Source organism: Sphingopyxis sp. 10G20-10 (assembly GCF_057365075.1).
In genome coordinates this window covers 248,809-271,236 of sequence record NZ_CP195117.1, presented here as the reverse complement: position 1 = coordinate 271,236, position 22,428 = coordinate 248,809, and the positions used below count along the sequence as shown (strand labels likewise).

At 60.9% G+C, this 22,428-nt stretch carries 23 protein-coding genes and 1 tRNA gene; 11 read left to right on the top strand and 13 right to left on the bottom strand.

Annotated features, from left to right (window positions below; translation table 11 throughout):
* The first annotated feature begins 8 nt into the window (after positions 1-8).
* Positions 9-470, top strand: coding sequence for a DUF6118 family protein (locus tag ACR3XE_RS01280; protein WP_473699375.1), 462 nt, complete (start codon positions 9-11; stop codon positions 468-470).
* Here ACR3XE_RS01280 and ACR3XE_RS01275 read toward each other — a convergent pair.
* From ACR3XE_RS01275 to ACR3XE_RS01250, 6 genes are all read right to left on the bottom strand, one after another.
* Positions 467-1,690, bottom strand: a complete 1,224-nt coding sequence (locus tag ACR3XE_RS01275; RefSeq protein ID WP_473699376.1) for a tyrosine-type recombinase/integrase — start codon at positions 1,688-1,690, stop codon at positions 467-469. The genes ACR3XE_RS01280 and ACR3XE_RS01275 overlap by 4 nt on opposite strands.
* A 163-nt stretch (positions 1,691-1,853) precedes the next feature.
* Positions 1,854-1,928, bottom strand: a tRNA-Glu gene (locus ACR3XE_RS01270).
* A gap of 90 nt (positions 1,929-2,018) precedes the next feature.
* On the bottom strand, positions 2,019-3,788 hold the full coding sequence (gene recJ, locus ACR3XE_RS01265) for a single-stranded-DNA-specific exonuclease RecJ (RefSeq protein ID WP_486185860.1): 1,770 nt from the start codon (positions 3,786-3,788) through the stop codon (positions 2,019-2,021).
* Positions 3,785-5,293 carry a PH domain-containing protein gene (locus ACR3XE_RS01260; protein WP_486185859.1) on the bottom strand — a complete coding sequence of 503 codons (1,509 nt, stop codon included), beginning with the start codon at positions 5,291-5,293 and terminating at the stop codon, positions 3,785-3,787. The genes recJ and ACR3XE_RS01260 overlap by 4 nt, the downstream gene beginning before the upstream one ends.
* Positions 5,290-5,817, bottom strand: a complete 528-nt coding sequence (locus tag ACR3XE_RS01255; protein WP_473699378.1) for a PH domain-containing protein — start codon at positions 5,815-5,817, stop codon at positions 5,290-5,292. Before ACR3XE_RS01255 ends, ACR3XE_RS01260 begins: the two co-directional genes overlap by 4 nt.
* A gap of 40 nt (positions 5,818-5,857) precedes the next feature.
* Positions 5,858-7,819, bottom strand: a complete 1,962-nt coding sequence (locus ACR3XE_RS01250) for an alkyl/aryl-sulfatase (RefSeq protein ID WP_473699379.1) — start codon at positions 7,817-7,819, stop codon at positions 5,858-5,860.
* A gap of 95 nt (positions 7,820-7,914) precedes the next feature.
* Between ACR3XE_RS01250 and ACR3XE_RS01245 the strand changes: the two genes are divergently transcribed.
* The gene (locus tag ACR3XE_RS01245) at positions 7,915-8,418 is read left to right on the top strand and encodes a flavodoxin family protein (RefSeq protein ID WP_473699380.1); all 504 of its coding nucleotides are present in this window, start codon (positions 7,915-7,917) and stop codon (positions 8,416-8,418) included.
* Between the two features lie 39 nt (positions 8,419-8,457).
* On the opposite strand, the gene ACR3XE_RS01240 is transcribed toward ACR3XE_RS01245, so the two are convergent.
* Together ACR3XE_RS01240 and glpX are read right to left on the bottom strand one after the other, a co-directional pair.
* The gene (locus tag ACR3XE_RS01240; RefSeq protein WP_486185858.1) at positions 8,458-9,153 is read right to left on the bottom strand and encodes a cation efflux transmembrane domain-containing protein; all 696 of its coding nucleotides are present in this window, start codon (positions 9,151-9,153) and stop codon (positions 8,458-8,460) included.
* A 12-nt stretch (positions 9,154-9,165) separates the two neighbouring features.
* Complete coding sequence (glpX, locus tag ACR3XE_RS01235; protein WP_473699383.1) at positions 9,166-10,137, bottom strand: class II fructose-bisphosphatase; 972 nt, start codon at positions 10,135-10,137, stop codon at positions 9,166-9,168.
* An 84-nt stretch (positions 10,138-10,221) separates the two neighbouring features.
* Between glpX and ACR3XE_RS01230 the strand changes: the two genes are divergently transcribed.
* Entirely contained in the window at positions 10,222-10,650 is a 429-nt protein-coding gene (locus ACR3XE_RS01230) for a hypothetical protein (protein WP_473699384.1), read from the top strand.
* Positions 10,651-10,653: 3 nt separating this feature from the next.
* Here the strand turns inward: ACR3XE_RS01230 and ACR3XE_RS01225 are convergent, their stop codons facing one another.
* Together ACR3XE_RS01225 and ACR3XE_RS01220 are read right to left on the bottom strand one after the other, a co-directional pair.
* Complete coding sequence (locus ACR3XE_RS01225; RefSeq protein WP_486185857.1) at positions 10,654-11,973, bottom strand: homoserine dehydrogenase; 1,320 nt, start codon at positions 11,971-11,973, stop codon at positions 10,654-10,656.
* 115 nt (positions 11,974-12,088) lie between these two features.
* Positions 12,089-12,823, bottom strand: a complete 735-nt coding sequence (locus ACR3XE_RS01220) for a hypothetical protein (RefSeq protein ID WP_473699385.1) — start codon at positions 12,821-12,823, stop codon at positions 12,089-12,091.
* Between the two features lie 423 nt (positions 12,824-13,246).
* Between ACR3XE_RS01220 and ACR3XE_RS01215 the strand changes: the two genes are divergently transcribed.
* The 6 genes from ACR3XE_RS01215 (at position 13,247) to ACR3XE_RS01190 (ending at position 18,019) form a co-directional block, all read left to right on the top strand.
* Complete coding sequence (locus ACR3XE_RS01215) at positions 13,247-13,894, top strand: energy transducer TonB (RefSeq protein WP_473699386.1); 648 nt, start codon at positions 13,247-13,249, stop codon at positions 13,892-13,894.
* 64 nt (positions 13,895-13,958) lie between these two features.
* On the top strand, positions 13,959-14,765 hold the full coding sequence (locus tag ACR3XE_RS01210) for a MotA/TolQ/ExbB proton channel family protein (protein WP_473699387.1): 807 nt from the start codon (positions 13,959-13,961) through the stop codon (positions 14,763-14,765).
* Between the two features lie 146 nt (positions 14,766-14,911).
* Positions 14,912-15,430, top strand: coding sequence for an ExbD/TolR family protein (locus tag ACR3XE_RS01205; RefSeq protein ID WP_473699388.1), 519 nt, complete (start codon positions 14,912-14,914; stop codon positions 15,428-15,430).
* Between the two features lie 34 nt (positions 15,431-15,464).
* Positions 15,465-15,890, top strand: a complete 426-nt coding sequence (locus ACR3XE_RS01200) for an ExbD/TolR family protein (protein WP_473699389.1) — start codon at positions 15,465-15,467, stop codon at positions 15,888-15,890.
* Between the two features lie 161 nt (positions 15,891-16,051).
* On the top strand, positions 16,052-17,362 hold the full coding sequence (locus tag ACR3XE_RS01195) for a UDP-glucose dehydrogenase family protein (protein ID WP_486185856.1): 1,311 nt from the start codon (positions 16,052-16,054) through the stop codon (positions 17,360-17,362).
* A 78-nt stretch (positions 17,363-17,440) separates the two neighbouring features.
* A complete protein-coding gene (locus ACR3XE_RS01190) occupies positions 17,441-18,019 on the top strand; it encodes a superoxide dismutase family protein (RefSeq protein ID WP_473699390.1) in 579 nt (192 codons plus the stop codon).
* A gap of 32 nt (positions 18,020-18,051) precedes the next feature.
* Here the strand turns inward: ACR3XE_RS01190 and ACR3XE_RS01185 are convergent, their stop codons facing one another.
* Positions 18,052-19,623 carry a spinster family MFS transporter gene (locus ACR3XE_RS01185; protein ID WP_486185855.1) on the bottom strand — a complete coding sequence of 524 codons (1,572 nt, stop codon included), beginning with the start codon at positions 19,621-19,623 and terminating at the stop codon, positions 18,052-18,054.
* Positions 19,624-19,717: 94 nt separating this feature from the next.
* Between ACR3XE_RS01185 and ACR3XE_RS01180 the strand changes: the two genes are divergently transcribed.
* Positions 19,718-20,209, top strand: coding sequence for a low molecular weight protein-tyrosine-phosphatase (locus ACR3XE_RS01180; RefSeq protein WP_473699391.1), 492 nt, complete (start codon positions 19,718-19,720; stop codon positions 20,207-20,209).
* On the opposite strand, the gene thpR is transcribed toward ACR3XE_RS01180, so the two are convergent.
* Positions 20,095-20,664 carry an RNA 2',3'-cyclic phosphodiesterase gene (thpR, locus tag ACR3XE_RS01175; protein ID WP_486186037.1) on the bottom strand — a complete coding sequence of 190 codons (570 nt, stop codon included), beginning with the start codon at positions 20,662-20,664 and terminating at the stop codon, positions 20,095-20,097. The two genes, ACR3XE_RS01180 and thpR, sit on opposite strands and share 115 nt — an antisense overlap.
* A gap of 228 nt (positions 20,665-20,892) precedes the next feature.
* Here thpR and ACR3XE_RS01170 point away from each other — a divergent pair, with 228 nt between their 5' ends.
* The gene (locus tag ACR3XE_RS01170) at positions 20,893-21,621 is read left to right on the top strand and encodes a Bax inhibitor-1/YccA family protein (RefSeq protein ID WP_473699393.1); all 729 of its coding nucleotides are present in this window, start codon (positions 20,893-20,895) and stop codon (positions 21,619-21,621) included.
* Positions 21,622-21,705: 84 nt separating this feature from the next.
* Here the strand turns inward: ACR3XE_RS01170 and ACR3XE_RS01165 are convergent, their stop codons facing one another.
* On the bottom strand, positions 21,706-22,341 hold the full coding sequence (locus ACR3XE_RS01165; protein ID WP_473699394.1) for a glutathione S-transferase family protein: 636 nt from the start codon (positions 22,339-22,341) through the stop codon (positions 21,706-21,708).
* Positions 22,342-22,428: the final 87 nt, after the last annotated feature.

Sequence of the window (22,428 nt, the reverse complement as noted above, 5' to 3'; positions counted from 1 at the left end):
GGGCAGGCATGACACTAGGACCAACGCGCTCCGCCCGACCGTCCCATGATGCTGCCGAAGCTTTTGAGGAGCTGCGACGGGAATCATCGCTGACGCGCATGGCTGTCGAGGGGTTGACCTCGGCCAAAGAAAAGATACCCGACTACGCGCCCACGCTCCGTGAAATACTCACTCGTCTCGATCACATCGATCAGGAAATCGAAAGTATCCACGACAAGCCCGCGATGCGGCTCACGCCGTTGACCCTTGCAGCCGAAAGTCACGAAGCATCGACATCCTACGGCGCTGAGGATCGCAAATCCGTCGGCGAGGCCCGGGAGGCGCTGGCAAGGTTACTCGGCCGCGTCGAAGGCATGATCAAGCAGCGCCGGTCGAACGATGAGCAGGACTGGTGGGTGACGTGGGCGGCCACCGGCGGATTTTTAGTCGGAACGTTGCTGGCGCTTATCGGTGTAGCGCTAACCGGTTAAAACGTTCTTCTAAAGTTGCCGTGCATCACTTTCGCGCCATCACGAAGAAAATCAAGATAGTCGGACCAGTGCTGCATCATGCGGACGCGTTCGTCCCAATATTCCCCTCGCGCATAGGCGCGTCGTACTGCGTTGTTGTCGCAATGGGCAAGTTGACGCTCAATCGCATCGGGATGCCAAAGACCCATCTCGTTAAGCAGTGTAGCAGCCGTCGCCCTGAATCCATGACCTGTCATCTCATTCTGAGCATAGCCCATGCGGCGAAGTGCGGCATTGATCGTATTCTCTGACATGGGTCGATCGACCGATCGCAGCGAAGGGAACAAATAGCTGCTATAATCAGCATCATGCTCAATCGTTTCAAGGATGGCGAGTGCCTGGCGCGATAGAGGAATGACATGCGGCCGTCGCATCTTGGTTTTGTGGCGAGGAATGGTCCACAGCGCTCTATCGAGATTGATGTCCGCCCATTCGGCGTGTCGAAGCTCGCTAGGGCGCACAAAGACGTGCGGAAGTAGTCGAAGGGCCACACATGTGCTCGGCAGACCGTCAAAAGCTTCTATAGCGCGGAGCAGTCCCCCTACGGCGCTGGCATCGGTAATTGCAGGGCGATGGACGGGTTGCGGCGCAATGAGCGCGCCGCGCAAGTCTGCCGCGACATCGCGATCAGCGCGCGCCGTGGCAATGGCATAGCGAAATATCTGGGAGCAGGTGCTGCGAAGCCGCTTGGCGGTTTCATAGCGTCCCCTGCTCTCCATCTTGCGCAGCATCACGAGAAGTTCCTGTGCGGTGATAGACGCAATAGGTCTTGTCCCGATTGCTGCCTTGATGAAATCGGTTAGCCACCGGAGCTTCTTCATCGTGACAGGAGAACGGCCTTCGCGCTCCATCTTCGCCAACCATTCGTCACAGACGGCCGTGAAGCTATTTGCCGCTGCCACGGAGGCCGCGATCCGATCAAGTTTCAGCTGCTCGCTTGGGTCACCACCTCGCGCGAGAAGTTTGCGGGCAGCGTCTCTCTGCTCTCGTGCATCAGCCAGACCAATGTCCGGCCAGACCCCGAAGGATAGTGTCTTTTGCTTGCCGAGATAGCGGTAGTTCATGCGCCAATAACGTGAACCGTTCGGCATCACGCTCAGGTAAAGCCCGTCAGTGTCGGCAAGTTTGTAGGGCTTGTCCCGACCCTTGGCGGATTTAATTGCAACGGCGGTTAAGGCCATGATGGTATCTCCCGAATCGGGAACGACTTTATACCAGCAGATATACCATCGGATTGTTGGTATGCAGTGGCATGTCGCCGCTCTGTCTGAGAATGCTATACCAGAAAAAGCCACCGAAAACAGCCGTTTATGAGACTGTTTGAAACCCTCTGCGAGAGAATTTTGGTGACCCCTACGGGAATCGAACCCGTGTTTCAGCCGTGAAAGGGCCGCGTCCTAACCGCTAGACGAAGGGGCCGTCGATCGGTGAAGCGGCGCATTAGACGGGGATGCCCTAGGGGTCAAGCCTTCGCATCTATCGACCGCAGAAAAGCTGGCCTGACCATGGCTATTCTGCCCAGGCCGCATCCTCCAGATGCAGTTCGGCGGCGGGGCGGCTGCCCCAATCGTCGCGCTTGGCACGTCCGGCGAGCCATAATTTGCGTCCGCCGCGTGCGTTGAGCAGGGTTTGCCCCAATTCGCTCGTCGCGTTGCGAAAGGCGATGGCCTTGAACCGCCCGCCATCATCGCCCGCAACGATCAGGCGGACATGGTCGGTGCCGACGATTCCCGATTCGATGATACGGACTGGACCCGTCGCAACGCGCGGTGCGGGCCAGCCCGAACCATAGGGGCCTGCCGACTCAATCGCTTCGCACCATAGCGGGCTGATCCCGCGCGGCGCGAGCACGGCGTCGATCAGCAAGGATTTTTCGCCGCTCGCCCGCTCGACATCGGCGGCGAGGCGGTCGTTGAGAAAAGCGCCGAGCGCGTCGATTTTGTCGCCCGCGACGGTCAGCCCCGCCGCCATGGCATGGCCGCCGCCCGCGATCAGCAGGCCGCTTTCCTTGGCGGCAAGAATCGCCGCGCCCAGATCGACGCCGCTGATCGAGCGACCCGACCCCTTGCCGGTGCCGTCTTCATCAAGCGCGATGACGATGGCGGGGCGGTGCAGTTTCTCTTTGAGTCGTCCGGCGACGATGCCGATGACACCGGGGTGCCAACCCGCGCCCGCGACAATCGCGACCGGCGCATTGGCGGTGCCGCCGCTCGCTTCCATTGCCTGTTCGAGCACGGCGGCTTCGATGGCCCGGCGTTCCTCGTTCAGGCGGTTGAGTTCCTGCGAAATGTCGGCGGCTTCCTGCGGGTCGGACGTGGTGAGCAGGCGGACGCCCAGATCCGATTTGCCGACGCGCCCTCCCGCGTTGATGCGCGGTCCGAGCGCAAAACCCATGTCGCTGGCCCCCGGTGGGCGGGTCAGCCGCGCCGCATCCATCAGGGCGGAGAGGCCGACATTGCCGCGCCGCGCCATGATTTTAAGGCCTTGGGTGACCAGCGCGCGATTGAAGCCGGTGAGCCGCGCCACGTCGGCGACGGTGCCGAGCGCCACAAGGTCGAGCAGGTCAATGAGCGCGGGTTCTTTGCGATCCCTGAAAAAGCCGCGTGCGCGCAAGGTGCGGAGCAGCGCCGCGCCGAGCAGAAAGGCGACGCCGACGGCGGCCAAATTGCCATGCGCGGCGGCCTCGGGAACTTCGTCGAGCCGGTTCGGATTGACCACTGCAAAGGCGTCGGGAAGTGTCGTCGCGCATTGGTGATGGTCGACGATGATCACCTCGACCCCCGCCGCCTTGGCCTCTGCAATCGCGTCGAACGCCTGCGCGCCGCAATCGACGGTGACGACCAGCCGCGACCCCGCTTCGCCAATCTTGACCAGCGCCGCGCCCGACGGGCCATAGCCTTCCATCAACCGGTCGGGGATATAGGCGCCGACGGGCAGACCCAGATCGCGGAGCAGGCGGACGAGCAGCGCGGCAGAGGTCGCGCCGTCGACGTCATAATCGCCGAAAATCGTCACCGCTTCACCCGCCACAACGGCATCGGCGAGCCGCGCGGCGGCGGCGTCCATATCCTGAAACAGCGCCGGATCGGGCATGAAGCCGCGCAGCGTCGGGTTACGCTGTCGCTCCAGATCATCGCGCGTGACCCCGCGCGCGAGCAATAATTGGGTGACCAGATCGTCGGGCGCCAGATTTTCCTGCGCCATGTCGGCGCTGGCCCGACGCCAATGCCAGGGCTGGCCGCTGATCGACCGGTCAATGCCCAGCGCGGTGTCGCTCATTTGTGTGTCTCCGTTCGTGCGCTTAGCATCTGATCGCGCAGCGCGACGGCTTGGGCATATGGCATGGCCTCGACCCTATGCGCGCCAAGGCCGCTGCCGCCGGGAACCCCGAACACCAAAGTTGCAAGGCCGAACGGGCGCAGGATGAAATTGCTTTTGAGGTCGATGCTTTGCACCGATGCGTGCGGCAACAGGGTCAGTTTGGGCGTCCAGAAACCGCGTCCGATGACCAGCTTGTCGGCTAGCTCCGCCCAGCGGTGATGCCGTATCTCGAACAGCGCGAATCCCAAAACCAGCGGCGCGGCAAACAGAGCGATCCAGCCGAAACCGGTGCCGAGCCATAGGGCAATCAGCCCGCCCATGGCCGTCATAATGGCGCCGATGATGCCGCCCAGTGCGATGATCGGATGGCTGTGGAACCATGTTGCGTCCGCCTGTGGCCGCGCGATTCCAATCTCGGCCAGCACCGCATCCATATCGGCAAGCTGGCCAAAGGGGACGACCTGATGATCCTTTTCCTTGGCACTGTCGCTCGCCAGACTTTGCAGCCGCAGTTCGTGCCAACCAAAACGCTTGCGCAGCCAGCCGGTGACCATGATCGCGGCCTGAACACGGCGCAGCGGGATGGCGACATCGGTGCGGGTGGTCAGCCCCCGCGTCCGGCGCAGCGCGCGTGGCTCGCGGGTCAGGCGAAAATCCCAATTGGTCAGAAATGTCGTCGCGATGCCGGTACCAAATCCGATCAGCAGTAACGAAATCAGCGCCCCCAGCGCGGCGATCCACTGATGCGCGATCACCCAATTCCCGAAACCATATTCCGCCGCGATATTGATCCAATCATAAGGATTGAAGAAATTAAACGGCAGCCAATTGTCGAAAAACTGCGCGCCAGCGGCGACGACGGCAAGCGCGGCGAGCGAGAAGTTGAAGAGTCCGGCGCGCAGCAACTGGCGCGGCCCCATCGCAAACAGCAACCGCTCTTCCATGGCGGGCGTTGCGGTCGTGCCTTGCCCGTCGGTTGCCGGGGTTGCGGCCAAATCGGTGCGGTGGGCGCGGATGACTGCGCGCAATTGCTGCGCCTCGGTCAGCCCGATGGCGTTGAGATTGGCATCATCGCCCTTGCCCTTGCTGCTGGCCCCCGTTTCGAACCCCACCTTTGCAATGCCCAGTGCGCGCGCGACAAGCCCTTGTTCGATGCTGACATCCTGAATGCGGTCAAAGGGGATGGTCCGATGCTGACGCGCAAAAATTCCGCTTTCGATCGCCATCTCGTCCGCGCCGATATAATAGCGAAACCGCACCCAGCGCAGCCAGGCAGTGACGAGCGACGCGAGCAGGAAAAACAGCAGCGCCGGAACGACGTAAATCCATTTACCCGCAATGCCGATCGCCGCCAGCGCCGGAATCATGTTGAGCGATTGCGGCCCCAACCGGACGATCGCCAGCGCCAGCGAGAGCGGGTGAAGTCGCTGCCATTTTGGGTCGCCGGCGATGGTGTCGGTCATGCAAAATCGGTCTGGATATGGTGGCGGATCGTCTCGCGCATCGCCGCCGCCAAATCGCCGTGCAGCCCAGGCAGGGTGACGGTGCTATTGTGCGTGCCCGATGTGTGGACGACAAGATGCGACAGGCCAAACAGGCGCTCGACCGGACCCTGGCCGACATCGATATGCTGAACGCGGACAAAGGGGACGATGGTGTCGGTGCGTACCAACCAGCCGCGCGCAACGCGAATCTGGTCGGAGGACATGTGAAAGCCCCAACGCTGCGCCCGGCGCGAGGGGATGGTCACAATGGCGATAATCGCCAACAGCCAGCCCAGCACGCTCAGCAGGCCAAAGGGGCCGCCTATCCGTTCAATTACCATATTGTCGAGCACGGTCGCCCCAATGGCCAGCGGGATCGCGTTGAGCGCGATATGGATGCGCAGCACATGGGCAAAGGCCGGATCGATAGGCTCCAGCCCTTCGGACGGCAAAAAGTCCGAAAGATCATGGGGGTCGGGGAAAGCCGGTGCGCTGTCTGTCATGCCTATCTGTTATGCCGAACCGGCCTTGGGAACAACCGGATTAGGGAACAACCACGTTAAACCGCGGGTCAACTGGCGGGTGTAGTGCAAACCATGACAGGAAAGCGGCCTTGTCGCCCTCGACCTTGATGGCGCCCGATTGCAACAGTGCCGGAAAACTCGCCGCGCCCAGCATAACATCGTCAAGCGTCGCGCGGTTGACGGTGATGACGGCGGTCGGTGCGGGGTCGCGCTGGCCATAGCGGGGGAATTCGACCCCGCCCTCGACCACCACCGCGACCTGCTCCTTGCTGTCGGGCAGCAGGAACTGGAAGGTGCCCGCAAGCTCCTTGCCCTTCGCCGCGTCAAAGCGCATGGCAAGCGCATCGAAGAAGGACGGGGTCGGAATGGCACTGATAAAGCTGCGGCTTTGCCCGTTGCGCGAAATATTCTGCGTCTCGGTGCCGCGCAGCGTGGCGGCGGCGGCGAGATAATAGTTGCGCCACGATCCCGATTCCGCCTGATAGCCCAACTGGTCATAGGCCGATGCCAGCGCCTCCCTTGCTGCGCTGTTGTCGGGCTGGGCAAAGACCAGCTTGTTCAATAATTCAGCGCCCCACCGATAATCCCCGCTGGCATTGGCGGCCCGTCCGGCGGCCAGCAATTTGTCGGCACCGCCTGCGAGTGCGACATATTTGACTGCGCTTTGCTCGGGGGGCAGCGGGTTGAAGGTGGCGGGATTGCCGTCCCACCAGCCGAAATAACGCTGATAGGTCGCCTTCATGTCGTGGTTGAGCGTGCCATAATAGCCGCGCGTTGAAAAATCATGGCCCTGCACCGGGGCTTCGGGGGTCTGGTCGGCCAGTTCGTGCAGGGTGGCCCCGCGATTTGCCGCGAACAGGGTCCGGTCGTGAACATAGCGATAGACATCGCGTTGGTCGGTGAGCAATTTTTTGACCGCCGCCTGTCCCCAGGTCGGCCAATGATGTGACCCCAGCGCCACCTCGGCCTTATCGCCCCAGCGCAGCAAAATGGCATCAATGACTTTGGACCAACGCAGCGCATCGCGGACCTGCGCGCCGCGCATGGTCAGGATATTGTGCAGATTATGGGTGACAACCTCGGTCGTGTGCAGCGTCTTATAGGCGGGAATATAAAACACCATTTCGGCGGGGGCTTCGGTCCCGCCCGCATCCATGACCTGAAACTCCAGCCCGTCGATAGTGAGATTGCCGCCGGTTGCAGGAACAGTCTCGGTCGGCTCCATATAACCGATGGTTCCGGCGGACAGGCGCGGCCCCAATCCGGTGTCGACCTGTCCGGTTGGTCCCGGGGGGATGATCGAACCGAACATATAGAGCGCGCGGCGGCTCATCGCATTGCCGGCGAGGACATTTTCGGCGATCGCTTCTTCGGAAAATCCGTGCGGGGCGATGATGCGGATATGCTCTTTCGCCACTTGCTCGGGCGTCACGATGCCGCCGACGCCGCCGAAATGATCGCTGTGGCTGTGCGAAAAGATGATGGCGCGGATCGGCCGCTTGGGGCCTGTGGGTTCGATGGTGCGCTCGAATAGCGCCCAGCTTGCCGCTGCCGTTTCCTCGCTCAGCAAGGGATCGACAATGATCCAGCCGGTCTTGCCGCGAATCACCGTCATTACCGACAGGTCATAGCCGCGCAATTCCCACACCTTGTCGGGCACCACTTCGAACAGGCCGTGGATGGCGTTGAGCCGCGCCTGTCGCCAGAGCGAGGGATTGACCGTCGCAGGCGCCTTCTCGGATTGCAGGAACGCATAGGGCCGTGAGTCCCACACAATCGCGCCGTCCTTGCCGGTGATCAGGCCATCGGGGATCTCGGCCAGCTTGCCACGCGATGCGTTGGCAAAATCTTGCGGATCGTCGAGCGCCAGTCGCGCCGCGACGGCGGCTTGCGAAGCCTTTGTGGCGTCGCTGGCGACGTCTTGGGCCAGTGCCGTTGTCGAAAGCAGCAGGGCTGGCAGCAGGGCCAAGGTGCGATACATGATAATCTCCCCAGTTATTTCGGCCAAGTCTGCGCCGTGACCTGATGTTTGGCAAGCGGCTCGACAGCGCGCGGCGGGCGTGCTGTTGTGTCGGCATGAGTAATGCGCCCCCCGTTCTGCTGATCATCTGGCACAGCCGCACAGGCGGCAGCCGCGCGCTGGCTGATGCGGCGACCAAGGGAGCCAACGACACCAGCGATGTTGAGGTGCAACAGGTCGCGGCACAGGATGTCACCCCCGATCATCTGATCGCTGCCGCCGCCTATCTGTTCGTCGGCCCCGAAAACCTCGCCGCGCTGTCGGGCGCGATGAAAGAGATGTTCGACCGCTGCTATTACCCCTGCCTCGGCCAGATCGAGGGACGCGCCTATGCCACGATTATCTGTGCAGGCTCCGACGGCGAAAATGCCCAACGCCAACTCGACCGCATCGCAACCGGCTGGCGACTCAAGCGCGTCGCTGATCCAATCATCGTCAACACCGACGCGCAAACGCCCGAAGCGATATTGGCAGACAAGGTGATTGCGAAGGACCGGCTGGCCGAGGCGCGTGACATGGGTGCAGCGCTGGCCGAAGGGATTAAGGCGGGGATATTCTGAGAGCAAGCGCTCGCGCGCGAAGGGCTGAGCGCGCTGCAGTTATGCCAAGCCGAAGCTGGGCAGCGACTGGCGAATGACGCGCACGGCTGATCTGAGGAACAGAGCAGCGATGATGCCGCCAACGATGATGTCAGGCCATGGCGATGCTGTCGCTGCAACCGCACCCGCCGCCATGAGCACGCCGACATTGGAAATCACGTCGTTTCGCGAACATTCAAATGTGCTGGACATGTTCACATCCTGCGCCCGGAAACGCCACAACAAGCGAAGGCAGGTCAAATTGGCGATCAAGGCAATTCCGCCGAATATCATCATGAGCGACGAAGAGGGGGGCACGCCTGTCTTCATCTTGATGGCGATATCAACAAGGATGCCGACCCCGAACGCCAGAATGAAAACACCCTTGGCGAGGGCCGCCCCACCTTTCCACCGATCACTGCGAGAAATGGCAAAAATGCTTAGGCCATAGACAAGGGCGTCACCCAGCATATCGACGCTGTCGGCAATCAGCGCCGTCGATCCGGCGATGATACCGGCGGAAAATTCTGCCACGAACATGACGGCATTAATCGCGAGCACAATCAAAAGAATGCGCCGCTGATCGGCTTGCCTGACAAGTCGTTCGAGTTCCCTGCCTTTACTGGCGCAACAATCGTCAGCCATGAATCCACTTATCTCTTCATTGCCGATGCCAGCAACTGGATCGTCGGCGATCACGTCGCTCGCGCGCTGCACGCAGCCTCCGCCTCATCCTAACCGGTGTTCGCCTTTGACCCAGCGCACGGTGCCGGACGAGGCGCGCATGACGACGCTTTCGGTGGTCATCATGCCGTCGCGGCGGATTTTGACGCCGTCGAGCAGGCTGCCGTCGGTGACGCCCGTCGCGGCGAAAATGACATCGCCCTTGGCCAGATCGTGCAGGTCGTAAACGCGGTTGAGGTCTTCGACCCCCCATTTGGCGGCGCGGCGGCGTTCGTCGTCGTTGCGAAAGATCAACCGGCCCTTGAATTGTCCGCCGACACAGCGCAAAGCCGCCGCCGCCAGCACGCCTTCTGGCGCGCCGCCGCTGCCCATGTAAATGTCGATATTGGTGTCGGGGTTGGTCGTCGCGATCACGCCTGCGACGTCGCCATCAGGGATTAGCGCAACGCCGCAGCCGATGGCGCGCAGCTCGGCAATCATCGCCTCGTGGCGCGGCCGGTCGAGGACGCACACCATGATGTCGGCGGGCGAGCAGCCGCGTTCCTTGGCGACGGCCTCGACATTCTCGCGGATGCTGTTGCCAAAATTGACGATGTCGGGCGAATAGCCCGGCCCGACCGCCAGCTTGTCCATATAGACGTCGGGGGCGTTGAGCAGGCATCCCTCTTCGGCAATCGCTAGTACGGCGAGCGCATTGGGGCCGGATTTGGCGGTGATCGTCGTGCCTTCCAGCGGGTCGAGCGCGATATCAATCTTGGGACCTTTGCCGGGCGCGTTGCCGACTTTCTCGCCAATATACAGCATCGGAGCTTCGTCGCGTTCGCCCTCACCGATGACGACGGTGCCGTCCATATACAGGTTGTTAAAGGCAGCGCGCATCGCTTCGACGGCGGCGGCATCGGCGGCTTTTTCATCGCCGCGACCGATCAGCTTGGCTGCGGCAATCGCTGCCGCTTCGGTTACGCGTACCATTTCCAGCACGAGCACCCGATCAAGGTTGCTATCGGTCTTCGCCATATTTGCTCTCCGTCTTTACTTACTGCGCCCGCTGGGCATGATGCGCGCCATATGGTTGTGCGCGTCACTTGTCGAGCGAGCTTGATGCCATTTGGTGCAAAGCTCGCAGCCTGCGTCATGCTGACGACACCGGCGTCAGCTGTTGTTGCCCAGACCGTTTCGCCTCCTGCACGGGATGCCGAAACGGCGATTGCACGAAGCCATCAACTGACCGATCCCGTCCGCCGATGTCAGCCCTCCAGCGACGGGGCCATTGTGGTGTGCGGGAACGATACAGATGAAAATCGGCTGTCGTCCGAACTGCGTGCGATTGCCGGTATTGGGCAATCGACCAAGGACAGCATCCCGCCAGCCCCGCCTGCTAACGCGGCCACACTTAGTAAATTACCGTTTAACTGGCACTCGATGGGTGGCCACTATGGCTCTCCGCCCGAATTTAATCCGCTTTTCGAACTGTCGAAAAAAATGACCGATCCCGACCGTGATGGGACGACGGAGCCCGATGAACGATAAGGTTTAGAGGGCCAATATCGGCATCTGCATCGGCGCGCCGATGACATGGTCTGATGCCGCGAGGGCGTCCAGCGCCGCCTGAACCGCGCGTGCCGGGCCTTCGTGGGTAACGAGGACGATGGCAACGCGGTCATCGTCGCCATTGCCCCGCTGGATAAAGCTTTCGATCGACACATTGGCGTCGCGCATGGCGGCGGCGATTTCGGCGAGCACCCCGATGCGATCTTCGACAATCAGGCGGACATAATGTTTGCCGACCCGCGCTCCGCCGTCGGCGGCGGGGGCCTGATCGAGCGAATCGACGGGCATGGCAAAGGCGGGACCATATTCGTCGCGCGCAATGTCGATGATGTCGGCAACGATGGCTGATGCCGTCGGCCCCGCGCCTGCACCTGCGCCCTCAAAGAACAGGCGACCGACGAAATTGCCCTCTGCCACCACGGCGTTGAGCGATCCGGGAACATAGGCCAGCGGATGATCGGCGGGGACGAGGCAGGGCTGAACATGCTGATAGAGCGCGTCGCCCATGCGTTCGGCCATGCCGATCAGGCGAACGCGATGGCCCAGCGCCTCGGCTTCACGAATATCGGCGGCAATCACTGCTTCGATTCCCGTTGTCGTCACCGCATGAAAATCGAGGCTGGTGCCAAAACAGAGCGCGGCCAGAATCGACAATTTGTGCGCGGCATCGATGCCGCCAATGTCGAAACTCGGGTCGGCTTCGGCAAAGCCTTCGGCCTGTGCGGCGGCCAGCGCGTCGTCGAAACTCGCCCCCTCGCGCTCCATCAGGGTCAGGACATAATTACAGGTGCCATTCAAAATGCCATAAACGCGCGCGATCTGATTGGCCGAGGCGCCTTCGCGAATCGCTTTGATGACCGGAATTCCGCCCGCGACAGCGGCTTCATATTTCAGGGGCGTGTCGGCCTGTTCGGCGATTCGCGCGAGATCGAGCCCGTGATGGGCGATCATCGCCTTGTTGGCCGTGACCAGCGCCTTGCCCGCGCTTAATGTCTGTCGCGCCAGATCGAGCGCTGCGCCATCGGCTCCGCCCATCATCTCGACCACAACATCGACGTCATCGGCGGCGACCAGCGCCGCCATATCATCTTCCCAGCGATAGGCGGACAGATCGATGCCGCGATCCTTGTGTCGGTCGCGCGCAGCCAGTGCGACAATTTCGATAGGCCGCCCGGCCCGCCGGGTAATCAAGGCGCGATTCGCCTCGAGCAGACGGACGACTCCGCCGCCGACAACGCCAACACCGGCCAGAGCTACGCGAAGCGGCGGGCGGGCAGGGGACGAGGGCGATTGGGGGGACATGTGGGCGCTCCGATGGTCAATTTCGCAGGCGACGGCCCGCGCTCCTCCGCGCCCCTATCGGCTTTTGGCACTGAAACAAGCCCGCAATGCGCCGAATCGTGATGGCGCACACCCGCTATTGGGCGGGTGGCGGGGTGCGGGTGCGTGGACAGTCGCCCAGCGCGGCGAGGACATAGCTATAGTCATCGGCGGCCTTGGCCCGGTCGGGCGCCGCCGTTCCCCCCAGTTTGGATAAGGGCAGCTTGCGCGGCAAACCGCAGGCGAGTCGATACCAGGCAAGCGTATTGCGTGCTGGTGCTGCGGCCGATTCGTCGACAATCTCGCCAAAGGCAGCGGTCCAGTGCCGCGAGCCGTTCGCCGCAGTCAAAATGGACAGCGACATGGGTTCGTTGGTCGCCGTGTTGAAGAATAATTGCGTCTCACCCTCGCCGGGCAAGGTGCCAGCGACATGAAAACCGTTGGCGATTCCTGTGATTGCTGGCGGCGCGCCCGGCTTGACCAACTCGGCCAATATAGCGCGTAGTCGCGCTTCGGTCGCCGGGTCCCAGATCAACTGGGCGTCAGGCGAAATCAGCCGCACCGCCCCGGTTGCGGCCGATCCGGGGCCGCTGGCGGGGGCAGGCCGGGCAAACAGCAATACGGGCTGCTTTTTCTTCAGCTTCGGGGGCTTTCCGTTCGGAAGGCGTGGCAGGTCCACCAGATAGGCAATCGAGGCGGCCAGCGGACCGCGTCCACGAATCAGGCTGATGACATCGGCCTCAATATAGAGCCTTGCGAGCGCTGGAGAGAGGCCAGGCGTTCTTTCAGGCTTCAACGCCACCGCCTTGCGGATGCGCGCGTGAATGGTCATCGGGGCTGCAGTCGCCAGGTCGGCGATGTCGGCATAACTATAGGGGCTGGCTGTTTCGGTCGCAAAGCTGGGGGCGGTTTGCGCAAAAGAAGGCGTTGAAAAACAAACGCCTAACCCAAGTGAGCAAGCCAGAACTACAGAGGGGAGCCGTCGCATCAAATACATACTTTCCTTATGGGGCGGCCGATATCGGCTCACAGACATGCTATCATGGGATAACCTACATTAACCAATGATAAAGGGTTTGCGAACTCGCCTCCACCGCGATAGGACGGCGTTAAGTGGTCGATCAGAATATAATCAAGTCGACCGCAAGCCGCCGGGTCTGCACAGAGCATCGGAAATTATCCGAGCCTGCTGGGCAACCTTTCCCGTCGGTTCGGATTGGTGACAGGATGATCTAGCAAGGAGCGTCGTCCCTGAATGGCTTATGGTGATACGACAGACCCTAAAAACAGGGTAGTGGCCATTGTCTTGGTTGGCTTGTTCACGGCAACATTGGGCTATGGCCTGGTGAACGGCCTGAACATCAGCATCGTCAAGAAAATTGCCGAAAAATTAGCTGTGGTGGATGTGGAAGAACCACCTCCACCCGAAGAGCCGCCGCCGCCGCCGCCGCCGGAGAACAAGCTGCCGCCGCCACCACCCGTGGTGACGCCGCCGCCCAAGTTCACGCCGCCGGTTAGTGCGCCAGCTATTCAGTCGATTCCGACGCCGCCACGCAATCCGCCGGTTTTTGTGCCGCCGGCTCCGCCTGCGCCGCCGGCTCCCGATCTGAGTCAGTCGGGTACCCCCAGGGGCAACCCGGGCCGCTGGGCGACCAATGACGATTATCCCGCCCGGGCTCAGCGCGAAGAGCGCGAAGGCACCACGGGATTCAGGGTGACCTATAATACGGATGGTCGTGTGACCTCTTGTACTGTGACCTCATCGAGCGGCCATTCCGACCTTGATGAAACCACATGCAAACTGATTACACGCCGCGCCCGCTTCAACCCGGGCAAGGATCGCAATGGCAATGAAACTGGTGGCACGTACAGCAACCGGATTCGTTGGCAAATTCCACGGTAATCAGGCGGTTTTTGGAATTTTATTGAATTTTTGTATTCAGAATTTTTGAGAGGGAATAGCTACAATGATGAATTTGATCGCAACCGCAGCCGCTGCTCACGGTGGCGAATCGGGCGGCCTCAGCCTTATTCCGTCAGCGATGTGTGTCGTGAAGGAAGGGGATAGCCCCTATGGTCTGGTTCCTGCGCTTTGTCAGGGCGGGATCGTGTCGCAGGTGACCTTCTTGGTCCTTCTGATCATGTTTGTTGGCACGCTCTACATCCTGTTCACCAAATTGTTCGAACAGAATAAGGTGATGAGCCAGGGCAAGGCCGTGGATGCCAATTTCTGGCGCGCCCCGACGCTCGCCGACGGCATGGCCAAACTCGAAAAGAACAGCGCCTATCGTCAGGTTGTCGAAGACGGCCTGCGTGCAAATACGGAACATGACAAGCTGACCAACCCGGTCGAAGCGCATGACTGGATGCACGGCACGCTCGAACGGTCACAGAACCACATCAATTCGAAACTCAATGGCGGACTGGCCTTCTTGGCAACCGTGGGTTCAACGGCTCCGTTCGTTGGTCTGTTCGGTACGGTTATCGGTATTCTGCGCGCCCTTGTGAAAATTGGTGCGTCGGGTCAGGCTTCGATCGATACCGTTGCTGGTCCGGTTGGTGAGGCGCTGATCATGACCGCTATTGGTCTGATCGTGGCGGTTCCCGCTGTGCTTGCCTTTAACTGGCTGCAAGGCCGCAACAAGGCGATTGCCCGTAACCTTTCGACCTTCTCGAACGATGTGCTCGGTTCGATCATGTCGAACGGTCAGGTCAAGCCTGTGACCACGGCTGCGCCTGCCAAGGCGCCTGCTGCGGCTCCGAAAAAGGCCTGATGACAGGCGCGGGGTCTGGCACGGCATCGCCCTTGACGGCGGTGACATGCCGGACTCCTGCCTGGTCAGACCGGACAAAGGAACAAATTCTTTGCCGGGAAGCGCAGGTGAAATGATGCAATTTTATGTGACAGGATGCTGATCCGATGGCGATGAGTGTAGGCGATAAGGGCGAAGATGCCCCGATGTCCGACATCAACACGACCCCGCTCGTGGATATTATGTTGGTGCTGTTGATCATCTTTCTCATCACGGTCCCCGTGGTGTTGAAGACGGTGCCATTGAAGCTGCCCGATGTGCAGTTCGAACCGACAACGACAAAGCCAGAGAATGTGCTGTTGTCCGTGCGGTCGGCCGATACCGATGGCGATGGCCAGCCCAATCCAGAGAGCACGGCGTGCGAAGTCTATTGGGGCGACACGCGTGTCGATTCCAAACAGCTGCTCAGCCGTGGCACGGCCAAGCTGGAACAGCTGGTCAAAGATGTTGGCGGGGCCGAGAATCTGACCGAGGATAATTTCCCTGAAGTGCATATTCGCGGCGATATTTACACGCCGTATCAGTGCATCGGCGGGGTGATTTATACCATGCAATTTGCGGGTTTCCAAAAGATCGGCTTTATTTCCGAACCGGCACCGGGTTCGGCAACGCTGGGCCGCATCTAAGGGCGCTGCCCGATTGAAATGAAGGAATATACTCATGTCCATGGCTGTAGGCACAACTGATCCTGACCAGCCGATGATGGAAATGAACACAACGCCGCTCATCGACGTGATGCTGGTGCTGTTGATCATGTTCATCATCACCTTGCCGGTGCAGACGCACGCGGTGAAGATTGATCTGCCTATCCCGACCGACAATCCGAACGATGTCGATCCAGAGAAGAATAAGGTGATGATCGACGACAATGGCGTCATCACCTGGAACGGCACGCCGGTGGATTATGCCCAGCTGGCCTCTAATCTTGAGGCTACAAAGGCTTTGCCGGTCGAACCGGAACTGCAGGTTCAACCGACGCCCTATGCGCGCTATTTCATCGTTGACCGCGTGATGGCAACGATCAAGCGGAGCGGAGTGGGCAAGTTGGGCTTTGTTGGTAACGAACAATATGCCCGCGCCTTCTGATCTTTGATTGGCGATTGCGTGAATAGAGGAAGGGCCGCGAGTGATTCGCGGCCCTTTCCCTTTGGGCTATTTCGCTCTAAATCCCCGGCCCGTTTGACAGAATCGTTGGACCCGCCCATGCGAGCGTCCACTCCTCCCCCTGCAAGAAAAGGTCTGCACAGATGAAAATCGCCATGATCGGAACAGGCTATGTCGGCTTGGTTTCCGGGGCCTGCTTTTCCGATTTTGGCCACGACGTCGTCTGCGTCGACAAGGATGCCTCAAAGATCGCGGCGCTGCACGCCGGTCAAATGCCGATTTTTGAACCAGGTCTCGATGCGTTGGTCGCTGCCAATGTCGCCGCTGGCCGCCTGTCTTTCACCACCGAACTGGCGCCGGCAGTCGCCGATGCCGATGCCGTGTTCATCGCGGTCGGAACGCCGTCGCGGCGCGGCGATGGCCATGCCGACCTGACCTATGTGTTTGGCGCGGCCCAGGAACTCGCTGAAACACTGGACCATGATTGTGTCATCGTCACAAAATCGACGGTCCCCGTCGGTACCGGCGACGAGGTTGAGCGCATTTTGCGCGAAGGCGCGCCTGACCGCTCACACCGGGTTGCCTCCAATCCCGAATTTCTGCGCGAAGGGGCGGCAATTGGTGACTTCAAACGCCCCGACCGCATCGTGCTTGGTGCAGAGGATGAGCGGGCAGAAGCGGTGCTCCGTGAGGTGTACCGTCCGCTTTTCCTTAACGAAGCGCCGATTGTCGTGACGCGCCGCCGCACGGCCGAAATGATCAAATATGCCGCCAATGCGTTCCTTGCGACCAAAATCACCTTCATCAATGAAATCGCCGATCTGTGCGAAGCCGTTGGTGCAGAGGTGCAGGATGTGGCGCGCGGTATCGGGCTTGATAACCGCATCGGCGGCAAATTCCTCCACGCTGGACCAGGCTATGGCGGAAGCTGTTTCCCCAAAGATACATTGGCCTTGCTCAAAACCGCGCAGGACAATGATGTGCCGCTGCGTCTGGTCGAGGCAACCGTTCTCGCCAATGACCTGCGTAAACGCGCGATGGGGCGAAAAATAGTTCAGGCACTAGGCGGAAACGCACGGGGTAAAAGCGTCGCGCTGCTCGGTCTGACCTTCAAACCCAACACCGATGACATGCGCGATTCGCCCAGCCTGGCGATTGTACAGACGCTACTCGACGCAGGGGCGACTGTGACCGCTTATGACCCCGAAGGCATGGAGACCGCTGCGCCGATGATGCCGCAGGTGGTGATGAAAGACAGCGCTTATGATGCGGCAGAGGGGGCCGACGCGGTCGCCATCGTCACCGAATGGGATGCTTTTCGCGCGCTTGATCTGGAACGGATTGGCGACAGCATGGCCGATCGCGTGCTCGTCGACCTGCGCAATATTTATCCACATGACGAAGTCATTCGTCATGGTTTCAAACATATCGCTATTGGAACCGCCGCCGATTAGGCGCATTCTTCTCCCTGCAATATCATCGCGTAGGGCGACGCCATCGCGATTCGCACGCCGTTATAAAAGGGGAGCCGCATGACCAGTTTTCATCATCTTTCGAACCGCCTGACTTTGGGCGGGATCGGCGTGGCCGCAGCGCTCGCGCTGTCCGGCTGTGCGGGCTTTGGCGGCGGACCCAAAACGAAACTGCCGGTCCCTGATGCCGTTGCTCAGCTTGTTGATGCACGCGGCGCGGATCGCGGTCATGTGGACATCTTCAAGGACAACAGCGGCCTGCGGGTCGAAGTCGTCGCGCGCGGCTTTGCTGCGGGCAGTTATGGTATGCACATTCACACCACCGGCCAATGCGTCGGCCCGACTTTCTCCAGCGCAGGTGGGCATTGGAACCCGACCGGTGCGCAGCATGGTCGCGACAACCCGCTTGGCGCCCATCATGGCGACCTCCCCAATCTGGAGATCGCTTCCAACACCATCGGCCGTGCATCATTCAGGCTGGTCGGCACGCCGCTTTCTGGTCCCGAAGGACTATTAGATGCCGACGGTGCCGCCATCGTCATCCACGCCGGTCCCGATGACATGAAGACCGACCCCAGCGGCAACAGCGGCGCGCGGGTGGCGTGCGGCGTGATCACTTTGCCGCCGGTAGACGGTTAGAGACCCTAACGCAGGCGCTCCGCGCAGAAACCCTAAATCTGCTCACCCGCGGCGCGGGCGCGTTCGACAACGCTTGATGCGGCTTTGGGGACCAAGCGATAGGCGGCCATCAACAAGACTGTCCCGATGGGGGCTGCGATCAATATCGACAAGACGCCGGTCGACAGGCTGCCGGTGGCGGCGGAAACCTGTCCCGCCAGATAGGGGCCAAGCGCCAGCCCGATGAGGGTTGTCGCGAGAAAGAAGGTGGCGGTCGCGATCCCGCGCATACGCGGCAGCACCAGATCCTGACTCGTCGCCGCCGCCGCCCCCAGCGCCGAGCTGGCGAATAGCGATATGAAGAAATTGAGAATGTAAAAGAGCAGCACATTGCTGGTCGTAAAGGCGATGACCAGCGGGATGACCGGCGCAAGCAGCCCGAACATCACCACCAGCAAGCGCCCCGCCTCGTTACGTTTGCGCAGCCTGTCGGCCAGCGCGCCGCCCATGATGACGCCCAGGAACCCGGCCAGCGCGCCCGGTCCGCCCAGAACAAAGCCTACCAGCGCGGGATCCTGTCCCAGCACGCGAATGGCATAGGGCGGTGCCCAGAAAGCGACCGAATAGGAAAGAAAGGCGACCATGCCATAGCCAAGGATAGTGGTCAGAAAGGCAGGGCTGCCCCAAATCAGGGCGAAGGCGGGGGGGTCGCGATGGCGCAGGCCGGTGGCCCAGCTGAAAATGGCATAATAGCCAATCCCGATGGCCGCCCATTGCTGGCCGTTTCCGGTCACGCGGTACAGCAGCCAGGCCAGAGCTGTTATGATGGCCGCCCCGCCGATATTGACCAGCAGTGCGCCAAAGCCACGCCGGGCCGCGCCGACGAAGGTAAAGGGCGGAATGATCGCGAATAATTCCTGCGCGAAACCGCGGAACGGGTCAGGTGAGGGCGGTGTAATCAGCCCTTCCGACTGGCCGCGGATGGGTTCGCGTAAGGTGAAAACCAGCACCGCCAACAGCAGTCCGGGCAGGCCGACCGCCATAAATGCCGCTTGCCAGCCGACGAGGCCTAATGGCCCTCCATCGGGGAAATGGCTGTTCCAGTTTTTGACGATCAGCCCGCCAATCGCGAGCGAAATACCGCCACCCAGATAAAGCCCCGACGAGTAAATGGCGAGCGCGGTGGCGCGCATACGCTTGGGAAACCAGTCCGAAATCAATGAATAAGCGGCAGGGCTGGCGGTCGCCTCGCCGATGCCGACGCCGATCCGCGCCACCGACATGGTCCCGAAACTGCGCGCAAAGCCCGACAAGGCGGTCATCGCCGACCAGATCGACAGGCCCAACGTCATCAACCGCACGCGATGCCAACTATCGGCGAGCTTGCCGAGCGGGATGCCGAACAGTGCGTAAAAGACCCCGAAGGCCGTGCCATAGAGAAAGCCAAGCTGGCTATCATCAAGGCCCAGATCAGCCTTTATATCCTCGGCAAGGATCGACAATATGTTGCGGTCAACGAAATTGAGCACATAGATGAGAACCAAAACCGACAGCACATACCACGCATAAGGCGACGCCTTTTCTATGGATTCGGAAGGCAGAATTTCTGTCGGTTGACTGGCCATCGGCAAACTTCTCCCTGTGCGGGCAACTGGCCCGGGCGGGCTGTCGCTTTCTGCCTGACCTTGCTAGCAGAGCAGTGCATGAAAGGAAGCCTTGATGCCCGCACCGGCCATTTTATTCGTCTGCCTTGGCAATATCTGTCGCTCGCCGATGGCCGAAGGCGCGGCGCGCGCGGTCTTTGCCGCTGCCGGTTTGAAGGCGCGACTTGATAGCGCCGGAACGGGAGACTGGCACATCGGCGATCCCCCGGACGAGCGGGCGCAGGCCGAAGCGCGGCGGCATGGCGTCGACATCTCCGCTTTGCGCGGGCGGCAGGTTGATCCTGATGATTTTCATCACTTTGACCTCATTTTGGCCGCCGATCATGAAAATCTGGACGATTTGCGCGCGCTACGCCCCGCCAAGGCCCCGGCAAAACTGATGCTGATGCTTGATGTGGTGCCGGGCCGCGAAGGAGAGCCGCTCGCCGATCCTTATTTTGGCGCTGCTGATGGATTTGCCGCGACCTGGGCCGATGTTTCCTCAGTCGCGGCGGCGCTGGTCAAAGACGAGCAAGCAGGCGCTTCACCCTCGGGATCGAGCGGATAGCGCGCGACCGGATGATAGCGCGACCCGCCATGCGCGAGCTCGCTTTCATACAGCGTCACATGGGAAAAGGCGAAGCTTGGGCTCGTCAGGTCGTTGTGAAGCGCAATGAACGGTGCGACCGGCCCCGATCCGCGATTGAGCCGCGCCAGCGTGATATGCGGCAGGAAGGCACGGGCATCGGGAGCCACACCGACCCGCCTCAATATCTGGTCAACCTTGCGGTGGAGCGCGGTCAGCGGCGCAAAAGGCTCGACTTTCGCCCACACCATATGCGGACGCCCGCGTCGCTCGAACATATCGACCCCGGCGATCTGCGCCGTGATAGCAGTCGAGTGGAGCGCGCCGAGCGCGGCGGCAATATCCTCGGCCTGATGATGGTCAACCTCGCCAATGAATCGCAGGGTCAGGTGCAATTGATCGTCATTCTGCCAGCGTCCGCCGGCAAGGCCGTGCATCGCGTCCAAAAGCAGTTGTCGAATCGCGCGCGGCGGGCGCAGGGCGACGAATAGGCGGTGGGTCGACATGACAGCGGCAGCATAATGGGTGCCACGTCAGATGTCATGGTCATGTGCCGTCGCGGGACGGGGAGAATCGAATTTGTCCGGTTTCGCTTGAAAGACGCGATGAAAATGCCGATATTGACCCTATGGTCGGTATGGGCCGACCCCTTTTGGAGACTTAACATGGCTAATTGGAACGATCCGCGCAATGCGGCATCCGGTTTTCCGACCAACGCAGGAGCGATGGACGCAGCCGTTGATGCCGGCCTGCGGTCGTACATGCTGTCGGTTTACAACTATATGGCGTCGGGCGTGCTGCTCACTGGCGTCGTGGCCTTGCTGGCATTCCGGTCCGGCTTTGCCACCTCGCTGATCGGCAGCCCGCTGATGTGGGTCGTGGCGTTGGCGCCGCTGGCCTTTGTCATGGTGCTCAGCTTTGGCATCAACAAACTGTCGACCCCGGCCGCTCAGGCGATTTTCTGGGGCTTTGCTGTGGTGATGGGCCTGTCGATGTCGACGATCTTCATCGTCTATACCAGCACCTCGATCGCGCAGACCTTCTTTGCGACCGCCGCAGCCTTCGCGGGGCTTAGCCTCTATGGCTATACGACCAAAAAGGATTTGTCGGGTTTCGGCACCTTCCTGATCATGGGCGTTGTCGGCATTTTGGTTGCGATGGTCATCAACATTTTCGTGCAGTCGAGCGCTCTGTCGCTGGGCATCAGCATATTGGGCGTGCTGATTTTTGCGGGTCTGACCGCCTATGACACGCAAAAGATCAAAAGCATGTATTTCCATGTTCGCGGCACCGATTTTGTCGGCAAGTCGGTGGTGATGGGGGCGCTCAACCTCTACCTCGACTTCATCAACATGTTCATGTTCCTGTTGCGCCTGTTCGGCAGCCGCAACTGATCGCACCCGCGATAATCACATTGGAAAGGCCCGGCGGAGCGATCCACCGGGTCTTTTCATTTGGGGAGGGGCAGACCCGCTCGCTTAAGCTGGTGCTGCTGCTTCCATTGCCGCGATCAGGCCATTGTCGATCTCCTTGGCGCGCTTATACGCCGCGCGCTCGCGCAACGGCGCGACATAGGCTTCAAATTCGGGGCGGCTGGGCATGGTGCCAAATTGCAGGCCCCAATCGATCTGGCTGCCGATATAGACATCGGCGGCGCTAAAGCGGTCGCCCGCGACAAAGGCTTTGCCGTCCACCGCGCCCGCCAGCGCATCAAGCGCGGCCTCGAGCGTGCCAAAGCCTGCCATCCGCTGTTGCTCGCCCTTGGGTTCCAGTCCGAAATGTTTCGACGTGACCGCTTGCTCGACCGGCCCCGCTGTAAAAAACAGCCAGCGATAATAATCGGCGCGATTGGCGGGGTCAGGGGCCAGACCGGCGGCGGGGAAGGCATCGGCCAGATAAGCACAGATCGCCGCACATTCGGTGACCACGCGCCCGTCATGGGCAATCGCGGGCACCTTGCCCATCGGATTGACCGCCAGATAAGCGGCGTCCTTCATCGTCGTGTCATAATCGAGCAGATGCTGCTCATAAGGCTCGCCGACCTCTTCGAGCATCCAGCGGACAATCTGGCCGCGCGACATGGGGTTGGTATAGAAAATCAGGTTGCTTGGCATGATGACGTCTCCTTGGTCACGAGTCGGATCGAACATAGCATGAACATTATTATGGGAGCCAGCCACGATACTTGTTTTGTTATCGCG